The sequence below is a fragment of the Rhodococcus sp. LB1 genome (genome assembly GCF_001583455.1).
Taxonomy (GTDB): Bacteria; Actinomycetota; Actinomycetes; order Mycobacteriales; family Mycobacteriaceae; genus Rhodococcus_F; species Rhodococcus_F opacus.
Genome location: NZ_LTCZ01000396.1, coordinates 19188 through 33639 on the forward strand (window position 1 = coordinate 19188; position 14452 = coordinate 33639).

Annotated in this window: 14 protein-coding genes and 1 pseudogene; 11 read left to right on the forward strand and 4 right to left on the reverse strand. The window is 68.6% G+C overall.

Going from position 1 to position 14452, the window contains the following annotated elements:
- Positions 1-2: 2 nt before the first annotated feature.
- Positions 3-599 carry a CHAP domain-containing protein gene (locus AZG88_RS37870; RefSeq protein ID WP_061041801.1) on the forward strand — a complete coding sequence of 199 codons (597 nt, stop codon included), beginning with the start codon at positions 3-5 and terminating at the stop codon, positions 597-599.
- A 6-nt stretch (positions 600-605) separates the two neighbouring features.
- On the opposite strand, the gene AZG88_RS37875 is transcribed toward AZG88_RS37870, so the two are convergent.
- Positions 606-1661: a ferredoxin--NADP reductase gene (locus AZG88_RS37875; RefSeq protein ID WP_061041802.1), complete on the reverse strand. Its 1056-nt coding sequence runs from the start codon at positions 1659-1661 to the stop codon at positions 606-608.
- A gap of 322 nt (positions 1662-1983) precedes the next feature.
- Between AZG88_RS37875 and mdo the strand changes: the two genes are divergently transcribed.
- The 8 genes from mdo to AZG88_RS37915 all read left to right on the forward strand — a co-directional run bounded on the left by mdo (position 1984) and on the right by AZG88_RS37915 (position 12028).
- Positions 1984-3255: an NDMA-dependent methanol dehydrogenase gene (mdo, locus tag AZG88_RS37880; RefSeq protein ID WP_005239439.1), complete on the forward strand. Its 1272-nt coding sequence runs from the start codon at positions 1984-1986 to the stop codon at positions 3253-3255.
- A gap of 107 nt (positions 3256-3362) precedes the next feature.
- The gene (locus AZG88_RS37885; RefSeq protein WP_061700616.1) at positions 3363-4469 is read left to right on the forward strand and encodes a MadB family AAA-type ATPase; all 1107 of its coding nucleotides are present in this window, start codon (positions 3363-3365) and stop codon (positions 4467-4469) included.
- Between the two features lie 2 nt (positions 4470-4471).
- Positions 4472-6007 (forward strand): MadC family VWA domain-containing protein, encoded by a 1536-nt coding sequence (gene madC / locus AZG88_RS37890; protein WP_061700617.1) that lies wholly within the window; start codon positions 4472-4474, stop codon positions 6005-6007.
- Between the two features lie 138 nt (positions 6008-6145).
- Positions 6146-7333 carry an iron-containing alcohol dehydrogenase gene (locus tag AZG88_RS37895; RefSeq protein WP_306453375.1) on the forward strand — a complete coding sequence of 396 codons (1188 nt, stop codon included), beginning with the start codon at positions 6146-6148 and terminating at the stop codon, positions 7331-7333.
- A 4-nt stretch (positions 7334-7337) separates the two neighbouring features.
- Complete coding sequence (locus tag AZG88_RS37900; protein ID WP_061700618.1) at positions 7338-8678, forward strand: MadS family sensor histidine kinase; 1341 nt, start codon at positions 7338-7340, stop codon at positions 8676-8678.
- Complete coding sequence (locus AZG88_RS37905) at positions 8675-9361, forward strand: MadR family response regulator transcription factor (protein WP_025432217.1); 687 nt, start codon at positions 8675-8677, stop codon at positions 9359-9361. The genes AZG88_RS37900 and AZG88_RS37905 overlap by 4 nt, the downstream gene beginning before the upstream one ends.
- A 70-nt stretch (positions 9362-9431) precedes the next feature.
- Positions 9432-10367 carry an ABC transporter ATP-binding protein gene (locus AZG88_RS37910; protein WP_061700619.1) on the forward strand — a complete coding sequence of 312 codons (936 nt, stop codon included), beginning with the start codon at positions 9432-9434 and terminating at the stop codon, positions 10365-10367.
- Positions 10364-12028, forward strand: coding sequence for an ABC transporter permease (locus AZG88_RS37915; RefSeq protein WP_061700620.1), 1665 nt, complete (start codon positions 10364-10366; stop codon positions 12026-12028). The genes AZG88_RS37910 and AZG88_RS37915 overlap by 4 nt, the downstream gene beginning before the upstream one ends.
- Here AZG88_RS37915 and AZG88_RS37920 read toward each other — a convergent pair.
- A complete protein-coding gene (locus tag AZG88_RS37920; RefSeq protein WP_005239459.1) occupies positions 12015-12587 on the reverse strand; it encodes a putative immunity protein in 573 nt (190 codons plus the stop codon). The genes AZG88_RS37915 and AZG88_RS37920 overlap by 14 nt on opposite strands.
- 42 nt (positions 12588-12629) lie before the next feature.
- Positions 12630-12932: a putative quinol monooxygenase gene (locus tag AZG88_RS37925; RefSeq protein ID WP_061700621.1), complete on the reverse strand. Its 303-nt coding sequence runs from the start codon at positions 12930-12932 to the stop codon at positions 12630-12632.
- 191 nt (positions 12933-13123) lie between these two features.
- Here AZG88_RS37925 and AZG88_RS37930 point away from each other — a divergent pair, with 191 nt between their 5' ends.
- The gene (locus AZG88_RS37930; RefSeq protein ID WP_197436102.1) at positions 13124-13594 is read left to right on the forward strand and encodes a DinB family protein; all 471 of its coding nucleotides are present in this window, start codon (positions 13124-13126) and stop codon (positions 13592-13594) included.
- Between the two features lie 19 nt (positions 13595-13613).
- On the opposite strand, the gene AZG88_RS37935 is transcribed toward AZG88_RS37930, so the two are convergent.
- The gene (locus AZG88_RS37935; RefSeq protein WP_061700622.1) at positions 13614-14069 is read right to left on the reverse strand and encodes a hypothetical protein; all 456 of its coding nucleotides are present in this window, start codon (positions 14067-14069) and stop codon (positions 13614-13616) included.
- A 231-nt stretch (positions 14070-14300) separates the two neighbouring features.
- Here AZG88_RS37935 and AZG88_RS54640 point away from each other — a divergent pair.
- Positions 14301-14452, forward strand: a pseudogene (locus tag AZG88_RS54640) (HNH endonuclease); the annotation flags it as partial.

A 14452-nucleotide genomic window follows, 5' to 3' on the forward strand; every position in this document is an offset into this window, starting at 1 on the left:
GCATGACTGCTCCCGCGCCCACTCGCCGCCGCCGACGTGCCGGGGTGATTCTCGGCGCCGTCGTCGCTGCGATGGTCGTCGTCGCGGGAGGCGTGTTGTGGCTGGCGCCGGACCGCTACCTGCCGTGGGACACCGCAGAATTCCCGGCCGTCGACACGTCCGCGTTGTCGCCGCAGCAGGCACGGATCGTCGGGCTGCTCGAGGCCGAACACGACAGGCAGCGGCCGGGCACGTTCTACTCCGAAGGGGTCGAAGAGCCCTGGTGTGCGGACTTCGTCAGCTGGATCATGCGGGAAGCCGGCCAGCCGCTGGCGAATCCGAATTCCGGGCACTGGCGGATTCCCGGGGTCTACACGTTGCAGGAGTACTACGAGTCGCAGTCGCGGTTCGAGGGGGTCGGTGGCGGATACCGCCCGAGCGTCGGGGACGTGGTGCTCTACGACAACAGCAGCTGGGTCGGCCAGCACACCAACGTCGTCGTCGCGGTCGACGGAGACACCGCTACGACGGTCGGCGGCAACGAGTTCGGCCGTATCCGCGTCCACACCGTGGACTGGACGAGCGACTCCGCCGTCGTCGGTTTCGGCCGGCTCGGGTGAGCGGAGTCAGAATTCGATCTTGAGGTGATCGGTGACCGGCCGGGCCTGGCAGCCCAGGATGTAGCCGCTCTCGATGTCCTCGGGGTCGAGGATTTCGCTGTTCTCCATCTCGACCTTGCCCTCGAGCACGGTGCACGCACAGGACCCGCATTCGCCCTCCTGGCAGGAGTAGGGCACGTCGATTCCCTTGGCCAGCATGATGTCGACGAGGGTCTGCTTGCGGGGCCAGCTCAGGTTGTGGATCTCGCCGTCGAGTTCCACCTCCACGGTCGCGGCGTCGGCGGCCTCGTCCTCGGTGACCTCCACGACGTCGGCGTCACGGAACGGGTCGCCGGCCAGCGAGTTGAACACTTCGGCGTGCACCTGGCCGCGGGGCATCCCGGCGTCGGCGAGGGCCTTGTGGATGGTGTCCATGAACGGCGCCGGTCCGCACATGAATGCTTCGTGGCCCAGGTAGGGCGCAACGGCGGAGGCGAGCTGATCGACACCGGGCAGGCCCTGGACCGTCTCGAGCCAGTGGATGGACACGAGGCGCGACGGATACCGGCCCGCGAGGGCGCGGAGTTCCTCCGCGAAGATGACGGACTTCTCGTCGCGGTTGGCGTAGAAGAGCACGACCTTGCCGGACCCCTCGGTGAGGGCGGACTTGAGGATCGAGATCACCGGCGTGATGCCACTACCTGCCGCGAACAGCAGGAAGTCGTGGTCCAGTGACTTGGGGGTGAACACTCCCGACGGGGGGAGGACCTCGAGGGTGTCGCCGACGGCGACGTTGTCGCAGAGCCAGTTGGACCCGTAGCCCTCGGCCGTCCGCTTGACGGTCACCTTGGGGGCGTCGTCGGTGAACGGTGAGCTGGCCAGCGAGTAGCACCGGGCGACCGAGCCCGTGCGGTCGCTGGGGATGCGCAGGGTGAGGAACTGGCCCGGCTTGTAGGCGAACTTGTCGGCGAGGTCTGCCGGGACGTCGAAGACCAGTGACCGGGAGTCGGGGGTTTCCTCGACCACGCCCGACACGGTGAGCACCACCGATCGTGAGCTGTGCGGCACCTCGACAGTCGTCATCGTGTGTGCAGTCCTTCCGTACTTCGCAGCGCCGGAACGCTCGCTTGCCTGCTCCAAATATAGAACAGGTTCTAGTTTTTGCCTAGCGGGTGGGCTCCGCGTGAAGTGGACAGCCTATCGAGTGCCGCCCCCTCCGGTTCGGCCCGGCCGCACCTGCCCGTTCGGGCAGTTTGTGCGCCGCGGTCGGACGGTTCGGCCCCGCAGGCCTGTGACGGGGGCCCGAACTAGGTCACAGTGGATTCCAGGTGAGACGCCGATCACATCAAGTGCGTTCCCTTCCACAACGCTTCAGATCCGACATCGACAAATCGAGGAGACGGCCATGGCCATCGAGCTCAACCAGATCTGGGACTTCCCCATCAAGGAATTCCACCCGTTCCCGCGGGCACTGATGGGAGTGGGCGCCCACGACATCATCGGCGTCGAGGCGAAGAACCTCGGATTCAAGAGGACCCTGCTCATGACCACGGGCCTGCGCGGTTCGGGCATCATCGAGGAACTGGTCGGCAAGATCGAGTACCAGGGCGTCGAGGTCGTGCTCTACGACAAGGTCGAGTCCAACCCCAAGGACTACAACGTCATGGAGGCCGCCGCGCTCTACCAGAAGGAGAAGTGCGACTCGATCATCTCCGTCGGCGGCGGCTCGAGTCACGACGCCGCCAAGGGTGCCCGGGTGGTGGTCGCGCACGACGGCCGCAACATCAACGAGTTCGAGGGATTCGCGAAGTCCACCAACAAGGAGAACCCGCCCCACATCGCCGTATCCACCACGGCCGGTACGGGTTCGGAGACATCGTGGGCGTACGTCATCACCGACACGTCGGACATGAACAACCCGCACAAGTGGGTGGGATTCGACGAGGCGACCATCGTGACCCTCGCCATCGACGACCCGCTGCTGTACTACACCTGCCCCCAGCACTTCACGGCGTACTGCGGATTCGACGTCCTCGCGCACGGCAGTGAGCCGTACGTGTCGCGTCTCGACTTCGCGCCGTCGCTCGGCAACGCGCTGTACTCGGTGGAACTCGTCGCGAAGAACCTGCGGGAGGCCGTGTTCGAGCCACGTAACCTGAAGGCCCGCGAGGGAATGATGAACGCGCAGTACATCGCCGGCCAGGCGTTCAACTCCGGCGGCCTCGGAATCGTGCACTCCATCTCGCACGCGGTCAGCGCGTTCTTCGACAGCCACCACGGCCTGAACAACGCCATCGCCCTGCCCCGCGTCTGGGAGTACAACCTGCCGTCGCGGTACGAGCGCTACGCCCAGCTGGCCGGAGCGCTGGGGGTCGACACCCGCAACCTCACCACGGTGCAGGCCGCGGACGCAGCGGTCGAGGCGGCCATCCGCCTGGCGAAGGACGTCGGCATTCCGGACAACTTCGGTCAGGTGCGTACCGACTCGTACGACAAGAACCAGATGAACACCAAGAAGTACGAGGGTCGCGGTGACACCATCCGGGGCGACGAGAAGACCGTGCGGGCCATCTCCGAACACATCCAGGGCGACTGGTGCACACCGGGCAACCCGCGCGAGGTGACGGTCGAGTCGATGCTCCCCGTGGTCGATCACGCGATCAACAGCGCGTACTGACCGACCGCTGAAACTCGCGTCCGGGGCGGGCGCCTCACCCCAGCCCCGGCCCCGCCCCGGATGCGTTCCCACCACCACACCGCTGACGAAGGACGGACGCCCCGATCATGACTGCACCGCACACAGCCCCGGAACCGGAGGACATCCGCTTCGCCGACGGCGCGGAACTGAAGGAGGCGTTGCGCGAGGTCGACTACATCGCCGACGACGAGTTCGCGGTGGTCGTCCACCTGGCGACCGCGCTCGAGCGCCCGTTGCTGCTGGAGGGGCCCGCCGGCGTCGGCAAGACGGAGCTGGCGAAGTCGCTGGCCGAGGCGTCGGGGCGGAAGCTCGTTCGGCTGCAGTGCTACGAAGGTCTCGACGACAACCGGGCCCTGTACGAGTGGGACTACGCGAAACAGCTTCTGCACGTGCAGATGTTGCGCGACCGCATCGGTGAGAAGATGGCCGCGTTCGACGACGTCGCCGAGGCGTCGCAGTTCCTGGCCGCGCAGGATTTCGGATTGTATTCGGAGAAGTTCCTGTCGGTCCGCCCGCTGCTCGAGGCGATCCTGTCGCCGGACCCGGTGGTGCTGCTCGTCGACGAGGTGGACCGCACCGAGGAGTCGATGGAGGCGCTGCTCCTCGAAGTTCTCGCGGAGGGACAGGTCACCATCCCCGAAGTGGGGACGTTCACCGCGCGGTCGACGCCGTGGGTGATCCTGACGTCCAACGACACTCGTGAACTGTCGCCCGCACTCAAGCGTCGTTGCCTGCACTACCACCTCGGCTACCCGACACCACAGCGCGAGCGGGACATCGTAACGGCCAAGGCCCCCGAGGTCGAGGATGCCGTCGCGGCGGACGTGGTGGATCTGGCTCGCACGCTGCGGCAGTTGCCGCTCCGCAAGAGCCCGTCCATCGCGGAGGTCATCGACGCGGCCCGTGCCGCGGTGGTCCTGAAGTCGACGGGAGTGGCCGTGAGTTCGCAGGCCACGGTCCGCGACATCCTGCTCACCGCCCTGCTCAAATACACCAGCGACGTCGAACTGGTCCGCACCCGGCTCTCCGGCGAACAGCCCTTCCCGGCGGACGATGGCGAAACCGCTCCGGCCGGGCCGGTGGAGCGGGTGACGGTCGCATCGCGGCCGGCCAACACCACCACGGCCGTCTTCCGCGGGCACGGTGGCCGCGACCGGGGCGGCATCGGCGCGGGTCGGCAGGGTAGGCGCTGACGATGCTCCGCCCGCAGCCCGACCCCTCCCCGGCGCTGCCCGCGCAACTTCTCGACGTGCTCGCGGCGTCCTTCGGAAAGGTGTTGCGCCGCTACGGCGTCGCCGCGTCTCCTGCCGAGGTCATCGAGGTTCGCCGGGTGTTCGGCTTGGTCGGCGGCCGTGACCTGCCCACACTGAGGACGTCGTTGCGTGCGGTGTGCGCGAAGTACACGTACGAGCAGGCCGGTTTCGACCGCGCCTTCGACGTGTTCTTCGCATCGATCGCCGACGCGGCACCCGACGCGCGTCCCCCGTCCCGGACCGAGTTCGCGGAAGGCCTGCCCTCCGCGCTGGAGGTGGCGGACAACGCGGAGACCGCCCGGTACGCGGAGTACAACGAGCGCGCCGCCGAGGTGGGCGACCACTTCGACACCCCCGAAGCGCAGAAGGGTTTCAACCCCCACAAGGACGACGACGACGTCAGCATGACGTCGAGCGACGCGGATCTGTCCGTCGATTCGGAAGCCGAGTCCGGACGACGCGGTGTCACGTACACGGTGGAGGTCGAGCGGGCGGCGAGCACCGCCGTCGGTGACCTGGCGTCGTCGACGAGCGGTGCCGTCGTCGGATCGTTGTCCTGGGACGATCCGGAGTCGATTCTCGCGTGGCTCGACGCCTACGACCCGAGCACGGTCTACGCCGATTCCGATGGGGCCGAACCACTCACCGCGGCCCAGCTGAACCGGCTGGCGGAGGCGGTGGAGGCATTCGTCGGCGCGCTGGCGGACGCCCGGGACCTGGCCGCCGGACCCGCAGAAGCACCGGGGACCACGAGCGGCTCGGTGTCGGCCACATCCCGTGCCGAAGTGAATCAGGCGTGCTACGAGGTGCTTCGGCGGATGCGCGGACCGTCACGCCCCCGCCCGCGCGAACTGGCGCGGGGCCGGCTCGACATGCGCCGGACCGTGCGCGCGAGCCTGCGGACCGAGGGCATACCCTTCCACCTCATGGTGAAGGCGCCCCGCCCGGACCGGGTGCGGGTGCTGATCCTCGCGGACGTGTCGCTGTCGGTGCGACCCGTCACCGCCTTCACCCTCCGGCTGGCACAGGCCATGCATCGCCGGGCGAGCCGCTGCCAGGTCCTGGCGTTCGTGGACCGGCCCGTCGACGTCACGGACACCCTCCTCGCCGGGGCCGACGACGACGCGCTCGCGTCGGTGCTCGCCGACCCGCGCATCGACCTGGAGGCGAGCAGCGACTACGGCCGGGTGTTCGCCGACGTGCTGACCGAGTTCGGCACCGATGTGAACTCCCGAACCTCGGTGGTCGTCGTCGGCGACGGGCGGTGCAACGGCCTGCCGCCGGGTGTCGACGAGTTCGCCGAACTGCGTCGCAAGGTGCACCGGCTGGCCTGGATCACCCCGGAACCCGAGCGGTACTGGACCCAGGCGTCGTGCGCGATGCCGGAGTACGCGGAGATCTGCGACCGTGTCGTCGTCGCGCGGGATGCCGCCCAGCTGATGTCCCGCGCCGCCGAGCTCGGGCACGCGTTGCGGTGAGATCCCTGCTACCTACCCGATCGGGTAGGTACGTACCTGTCCTTCGGTGGGTGTGGGGGCTCGTCCCGGACCGTAGGGTCTAGGTCAGAGTCTTGTAATCTGGATCACATGCACGCAGGTGTCGGGAGGAGTGTCGACTTGTCCGTGTCCTATCCGTCCACCCGCACCACAGCCCCGGGCAGGCTGGTGAAATTCCATGCGCCCGAGATCGTGTTCGGTATCGGGTCGATGGTCGAGGCCGCGCACGCGGTACTCCGCCTCGGCGGATCGAGGCCGATGCTCGTCACCGATCCGGGTCTGATCGACGCCGGCTGGGCCGCCGAACTTCAGGATCAGCTGCGCGAGCAGGGCCTCACCCCGGTCGTGTGGAGCGCGTTGACGCCCAACCCCAAGGACCACGAGATCGCGGCCGGGCACGACGCGTACCGCGAGGGCGAGTGCGATGTCCTCGTCGCCCTGGGCGGCGGCTCCGTCATCGACGCGACGAAGGGCATCGCGGTGCTCGCCGCGAACGGGGGCAACATCCTCGACTACGAGGGAGTCGACCAGGCCACCAGTCCGATCCCGCCGCTGGTGATGGTGCCGTCCACGTCGGGCACGGGCGCCGACGTGTCGCAGTTCTGCATCGTCACGGACACGAGGCGGGGCACCAAGATCACCATCATCGGCCGCGCGCTCGTGCCGGACGTGACCGTGATCGACCCCAGGCTGCTGACCACCATGCCGGAGTGGCTCAACGCGGCGACCGGCCTGGACGCCCTCACGCACGGTATCGAGGCGTTCGTGTCGCTGGCCCACAACCCGCTCACCGACCACCATGCGCTCCGCGCGGTCGGGCTGGTCACCGACACCCTCGTCCGCACCATCGAGGAGCCGATGGAGATGGAGTCGCGCGCCGTCATGGCGCAGGCGAGTCTCGAAGCCGGCCTCGCGTTCACCAATGCGATCCTCGGTGCCGCGCACGCGATGAGCCATCAGGTCGGGGGACTGCTCGACCTGCCGCACGGAGTCATCAACGGCATCCTTCTCCCGCACGTGATCCGATTCAACGCCACCGACGACGCCACCCCGTTCGTCGCCATCGCCGCCGCCCTCGGTCTCGAGGAGCGTCGCGGAACACCCGAGGAGGCTGCTCTGGCGGTCGCGGATCGGGTGGAACGCCTCGCCCGCGAGGTCGGAGTTCCGAAAGGTCTGGGGCAGTTGGGGGTTCGTGAAGCCGACCTGTCACGCCTGGCCGAGTTCGCGCTCCGCGACGCCTGCATGTCCACCAACCCGCGCACGGCCACCCAGGAGCAGATGGTGGCGCTGTTCCGGACTGCGCTGTGAGCGCATGAACGCCCCGGACCTGTCGACGCTCACCGGACTGCGGTCCGGCAAGCCGACGTTCTACCCCCAATATCGCGGCGCCGCAGAACGTCTCGAACGTGTCGTCCACGCACTGGAACTCATCTCGCGGGCCCTCGTCCGCACGGTGGAAGGCCCCGAGACCCTCATCTGCGCGGTCGCCGAGGCGGCCCGGGCGCACCTGGACGCGCGATGGATCGCGTTCGCCCTCGCCGACGGCATGCTGCCCGACGCCGGCCCGCGCCGGCTCGTCCTGGGGCCGGACGCGACGCCGTTCCTCGTCGACAACGTCGAGGGCCCCCCGCTGCCGGACGAGGTCGTGACGTGTCTGGCCGACATCCGGTCCGCGCGCACCGGGGGCGCTCCCGTCATCGACGCGCACCATGCCTTCGTGCCGATCGTCCTCGAGGGTGGCGTCGTCGGAGCCTTCGCGGCCTGGACGGCCGAGCACCGCACGCTCGACACGACCGACGGCGCGGTCCTCAGCATCCTCGCGAGCCAGACCGCCGTGGCACTGCAGAATTCGGCGCTCTACCAGCGGGGCCAGCTGCTGCTCGAGCAGGCCGAGCACGCGTACTCGGAGGCGCGTCGTACCGCTTCCGATCTGGCGGTGCGCAACGCCGAACTCGAATCCACCCAGCGTCAACTCGGAGCGGCGCACCGGCACCAGGTCCTCGACGAGGAACGACACCGGATCGCGCGTGAACTCCACGACAGCGTCACGCAGGCGGTGCTGTCGGCGGGGATGCAGATCGAGGTGTGCCGGAGCGGTGTCCCGGACGACGAACGCAGCGAGAGGCTCGATCTTGCAAAGGAATTGACGCGCCGCGCTGTGGAGCAGTTGCGCTCGGCCATCTACGCGCTCAATCACTCCGGCGGTTCCGACCGGACGTCCCTGCCCGAGATGCTCGAGCAGCTCGGGGTGGTGCACATGCCCGACGAACTCGCGGTCACCGTCCGCGTCGGCGGCACCCCCGCCGAGCTGTCCAGCGACCGGGAACACGCGCTGCTGAGGATCGCCGGCGAGGCACTGTTCAACGCGGCGGTGCACGCCAACGCGACGCGCGCCGTCCTGCGGCTCACGTATTCGGCAGATTCGGTGCTGCTCTCCGTCGCCGACGACGGAGACGGAGACCCCAAGCGGATGCGCCTGATGCTGCGGATGGCGGCGAACAACGACCTCGACGGGCACCACCGCGGGTTGGCGAACATGCAGGCCCGGGCAGCCGAATTGGGCGGCACTCTCGAAGTGGCGCGGGCCAGGATCGGCGGAGTCCGGGTGGCTGCCCGGATCCCGTTACATTCCGACAGTGAGGTGGACCGATGACCATAAGAACCTCGGTGCGTGACCAGACCGGGTCCGCCCGCCCCACCTCGGTGGTGAAGCTCGTGCTCGTCGACGATCACGCGATTCTCCGTCAGGGTCTGCGTTCGGTCCTCGAGCGGGAGCCGGATCTCGAGGTGGTCGGGGAAGCGTCTTCCATGCAGGAGGCGCTGGCCGTCGTCGGTGACGTCGCGCCCGATGTCGTGCTGATGGACTTGAAGCTGTCGGCGGCCTCCGACTACGAGGGGCTGGCACTGTGCGCACAGCTGTCCGCCGCGGACGGCACGATGGGTCTGCTCGTGCTCACGACGTTTCTCGACGAGCAGCTCGTCGTCCGCGCCATCCACGCCGGCGCCCGCGGCTACGTGGTCAAGGACGTCGACACCACCGAACTGGTGCGCGCCATCCGCGCAGTGTCTCGCGGCGAGAGCGCATTCGATTCACGCAGCGCGTCGGCGGTGATCCGCTCGCTCAACGGGCAGACGACGCCGCGGGACGGGCTCACCGAGCGTGAACTCGAGGTCCTGCAACTCCTGGCCAAGGGTCTTTCGAATGCGAAAATTGGTGAGCGGCTGTTCATCTCGGCTACGACGGTGAAATTTCACGTCAGCAACATCATGCGCAAACTCGACGTCGGCCGCCGTGCAGAGGCCGTATACGAGGCGGGCAAACTCGGTCTGATCTGATCCGGCCCCGTCGCGGCCGGGGCCGCGGAACCCGTCGTGACCACCCGCGAACCGGCGTAGCGTCCCCATCATGGCTGCGATCTCGGTGGAGAATCTCGTCAAGACGTTCGGGCCGACCCGCGCACTCGACGGTCTCGACCTCGAGGTGGGGACGGGGGAGGTGCACGGATTCCTCGGCCCCAACGGGTCCGGCAAGTCGACAACCATCCGGGTACTGCTCGGCCTGCTGCGCGCGGATTCGGGCAATGCCCGCCTCCTGGGCGGTGACCCGTGGCGCGACTCGGTGTCGCTGCACCGGCGGCTCGCCTACGTTCCCGGTGACGTGAACCTGTGGCCCAATCTCACCGGCGGCGAGGCGATCGACCTCCTCGCGGGGTTGCGCGGCGGGCTGGACGAGCCGCGGCGCGCGGAACTCCTCGAGCGGTTCGAACTCGATCCTACGAAGAAGGCGCGCACGTACTCGAAGGGCAACCGGCAGAAGGTCGCGCTGGTGGCCGCGTTCGCGTCGGACGTCAAACTGTACGTGCTCGACGAACCCACGTCCGGGCTGGATCCGTTGATGGAGTCGGTGTTCCAGGACTGCGTCGAGGAGATGTCCGACGCGGGGAAGACGGTCCTGCTGTCGAGTCACATCCTCGCGGAGGTCGAGGCGCTGTGCGATCGGGTGAGCATCATCCGCGAGGGCCGGACGGTGGAGACCGGCACCCTCGCCGAACTGCGTCACCTCACGCGCACGTCGATCACCGCCGACACGCAGCGGCCGGTGACCGGACTCGACGCCGTCGAGGGGGTCTACGACGTGCGAGTCGACGGCCTGCACACCCGGTGCGAGGTGGACACCAGCGCGATCGACGGGGTGCTGCGCCATCTGCTGACGTTCGGGATCACGTCGCTGACGTCGACGCCCCCGACGCTGGAAGAGTTGTTCCTCCGGCACTACGGGGACGAACTGGCCCGGGAGGGCGAGAACCACCGGCGGGCCGAGTCCGGGACGCGGACGCCATGAGCACGGTGACGGCGCCGGCGCCGGCGGGCCGCGGCCAGTATGCGGGAACCGCCCGGCTCGTACGGCTCGCCCTGCGCCGCGACCGAATCCAATTGCCGGTGTGGCTGCTCGCGCTCGCAGCGCTGCAGGCATTCTCGGCGTCGAGCGTGCTCGGCCTGTATCCCACGGAGCCCGACCTGCGCAGTTTCGCGATGGCCACCGCGGCGTCGCCGGTCGCGCTGGCCACCAACGGTCTCGTGTCGGGGTACAGCGCCGGCGCCGTGCTCGCCTGTCAGATCGTCATGCCTCTGTCGCTGGCCGCCGGCCTGATGACCACCCTGCTGGTCGTGCGGCACACCCGCCAGAACGAGGAGACCGGCCGCGCCGAACTCGTCGAGGCCGCCGTGGTGGGCCGGAAGGCACTGCTCACCGCGGCCCTGGTGGTCGCGGTCGGAGCGAACCTTGCTCTCGGACTACTCAACGTCGTGGTGCTGTTGGCGGCGGGTCTGCCACTGGACGGGTCGGTGGCGCTCGGCGCGGCCGTCGCCGGTGCCGGTATCGCGTTCGCGGCGATCGCCGCGGTGACAGCGCAGGTGACGGACAGTGCCCGCACCGCCAACGGACTCGCCGGGGCCGCCCTGGGCGTGGCATTCCTGTTGCGTGCGGTGGGGGACATGACGGGGACGGTGACGGACAACGGCACGCGGGTGGTGAGTGGCTGGCCGACGTGGGTGTCGCCGATCGGCTGGGCCGAGCAGGTCCGTCCGTACGACGACAACGCCTGGTGGGTACTGGCGTTGACCACCGTGTTCGCACTCGCGGTCGGCTCGGTCGGCTTCGCCCTCACGGAGCACCGGGACATCGGCTCCGGGCTCGTGCCGACCCGCCCGGGCCCCGCCCGCGCGTCCCGTTCGCTGCCGACGGCGGTCGGATCGGCGTGGCGGATGCAACGGACGATCCTGTTCTGGTGGGCACTCGGGATCGTCGTCCTCGCCGTGGTGTACGGCGCGATCGCAGACCAGATCGACGACTTCCTCGGCGAGGGGGAGCAGGTGGCCGACATGATGGAACAGCTCGGTGGCGGCACGACGAACATGGTCGACGCCTACTTCGCCGCCATCTTCGGCATGATGGCGATCGCGGTCGCAGGCTACGCCGTGCAGGCATTGCTCCGGATGCGCGGAGAGGAGTCGGCCGGGCGACTCGAACCCGTTCTCGCGACAGCGGTCTCGCGTCCGCGGTGGATGCTGGCGCACGTCGGCCTGGTCACGGCCGGCATCGTCGTCCTGCAGGCACTGACCGGGGCGGCGACCGGTCTCGCGTACGGTCTGGTGACCGACGACGTGCCGGGAAAAGTCCTGAACCTCGCCGGGGCCGCCCTCGTTTTCGTACCGGCGATCGGGGTGGTCGCAGGAGTGGCGGTGTTGGCGTTCGGCGGCGTCCCCGCCTGGTCGGCCGGGCTCTCCTGGGGTGCGCTCGCGGGCTGCCTGATCTTCGGATTCCTCGGATCACTGCTCGGGCTGCCTCAGGCGGTCCGCGATCTGTCGCCGTTCACACACGTCCCTCCCGTTCCCGCCGCGGAGGTGACGGCCACTCCGCTGGTCTGGCTCGCGGTGATCGCCGTCGTCGTGGGTGCCGTCGGAGTGGTGCTGTTCCGTCGGCGCGACCTCACGAATTCGTAGCGGCAGAGCGAGGCTGGGTCGACGGGCGGCGCCGCAGGTCGGTGTCCAGCATGCGGATCAACTCACCGACCCGTCCACCGCCACCCGGTGCCGGTGGAAAGCGTTCGAGCACGTCGACGACGACCGGTGTCGCACGATGCACCGCCTGGTCGAGGTGTCCGGCACCGACGGTCCGATCGTCACCGGCGACGAGCTCGGCGGCTCTGGCCGCGTGAGCGCCCGCTCCGAGAATATGTTTGACCTGGGTGGCCTTGGCCAACGGATGCAAATAGGCGGCGCCTGCCGCAGACATCGCTGCCCACGCGGCGTCCCGCGCAGCCGCAGTCTCCGTGCCTTTGGCTGCCGCGAGCGCCGCCCATGCTGTGTCGCGCAGGGATTTCCCACGCTCACCACCCCGCGCGAACTCCCACGCAGCAGTGATCGCGGCGCGGGGCCGCGAGTCGTGCGGCTGATCGGCCTCGAATATCGCGAGCACCATCTCCGCGCACCCCGCGGCAAACGCGGTGACCTCACGAAGTTCCTGTTTGCTCAGAACGATCTCGCTCGCTTCCCCTGCCATGGTTCCATTTTCGACCATCGGGGGCGGTGCCGTACCGCGATTTCACGCTGTGTCTCCCCCGGACAGGGGCCGCACGTCGGCGACGTCGTACTCGGCAACCGACGCCGAGAGCATTTCCGCGTCTTGCTCGTCGCTCGGACCGCTGCCGCGGAAGGTTTCGACCGCCGCTTGCGACTCCCAGCGCTCGAAGACGTTGATGCGACCGGGGTCGACCAGGTCGGCGGTGATCGCGAAGTCGAGGCAGCCTGCTGCGCTGCGTGCCTGTTCGACGACGCTCACGCAGCCTGCGAGATAGGACTCGCGCTGCTGGGTTGCGACGATGATGTGTCCTGCGACGATGACCATGGGTCCGCTCCTCTTTCAGGCGTCTTCCTGTCGAGCCGGGTGGGTGAAATTCGAGCCGGGACTGTCTTCGCCACAGCACCTCTCGTCCAGTACAGACAGCATGCGCGCGCGAAACTCATCGCGGTCGTTGTCGCCCCAGCACAGCAGATTCGACATGTCGGCCGCGTGGGGGGGCGATTACCATGCCGGGCATGGAGTGGACTGACGATCTCCGCGGGCGGATGGACGAACTACTCGACGAGTACCGGGCCGCTCTGCGCGGCGGTCTCGACGGTCTGGACGACGAGCAGGCGCGCCTGCGTCTGGTGCGCTCGAAGACGACGCTGCTCGGATTGGTCAAACACGTCACTTACGTCGAGGGCGTGTGGTTCGACCAGGCGGTGACCGGTCGCTCGTACCGGGAGATCGGCATCGCGAGGACCCCCGACCAGTCGTTCACCCTCACCCGGGCCGACACCATCGCATCCGTGCTCGACGCCCACGCCGAACGCTGTGACGCATCCCGGCGGACCATGGCCGCCCTGGCGCTCGACGACACAGTCGACGGCCGGGGCGAGCGCACCGTGTGGGCGCTGTACCTGCAGGTACTGCGTGAACTCGCCCAGCACGCCGGTCACGCCGACATCCTGCGCGAGCAGATCCTCACCGGCCACATTCCTTGATCGCTGATGGTCGTGTGACCTACTGGGGGCGGATCGGATTGCAGCCGACGCTGACGTAGGTGACGATCCCCTCTTGCAGCCCGCAGGTAGTGAAGGCGCCCGTCGAGACGCCGACCTCCCACCACGGGGCACCGATCCCGCCGACGCACGATCCGGTCGACGGTGTCCCCGTCGGCACCCACAGGCCATCGCGACGATAGCCCTGAATCCACGGAATGTGCGAGACACCCCCGGGTCCCGGAATCGCTCGTGGCGTCAGGCCGAAGCACTCGACGGTCCCGACGTGGACAGCAGTCCTGCCGGCGGGCACGTCGTACGCCGTGCAGTGCGAGGTGCCCGATGTGGGCGTGGTGCCGGTATGACAGTCGGCCGAGGGTTCGGCCTGGGCGGGTGCGGCGGCCACTGCGACCACCGCGGCGGCGAGGGCAGACGATGCGGCCGCTCCGGCGAGGAACCTGCGGATCCTGTGGGGCATCGGATACTCCTTCGGGTCCGGCGGCCCCGCTGACGATCGGGTCCGTATGTTGCTTCTGTCGGTGCGGCATCGGATTTCGTTAGCTGAACCTTCGTGGCGCCGACTCAGGCGAAAGGGATCGAGTTGTGGCGGACCCACCGGAGGAGGCGTAGGGGCGGGTGACGAAGTCCGGAGTGGTTCGCCGGACCTGTCGGAAAGCGTCTATTGATCGGGTCGCGTTCGGTTGCTAGAATCGAACAGAGTTTCGAACAGCCTTGGGGGAGGTTGGTTGTGGGGGAATTGGTGGCAGCGGATCTGGACGAGTTGCGTGCGTTCACGGCGCGGCTACGATGCGTCGAGGCGGGTGGGGACGCCGGGTTGGGCATCGAGTGGCTCGATGCGAT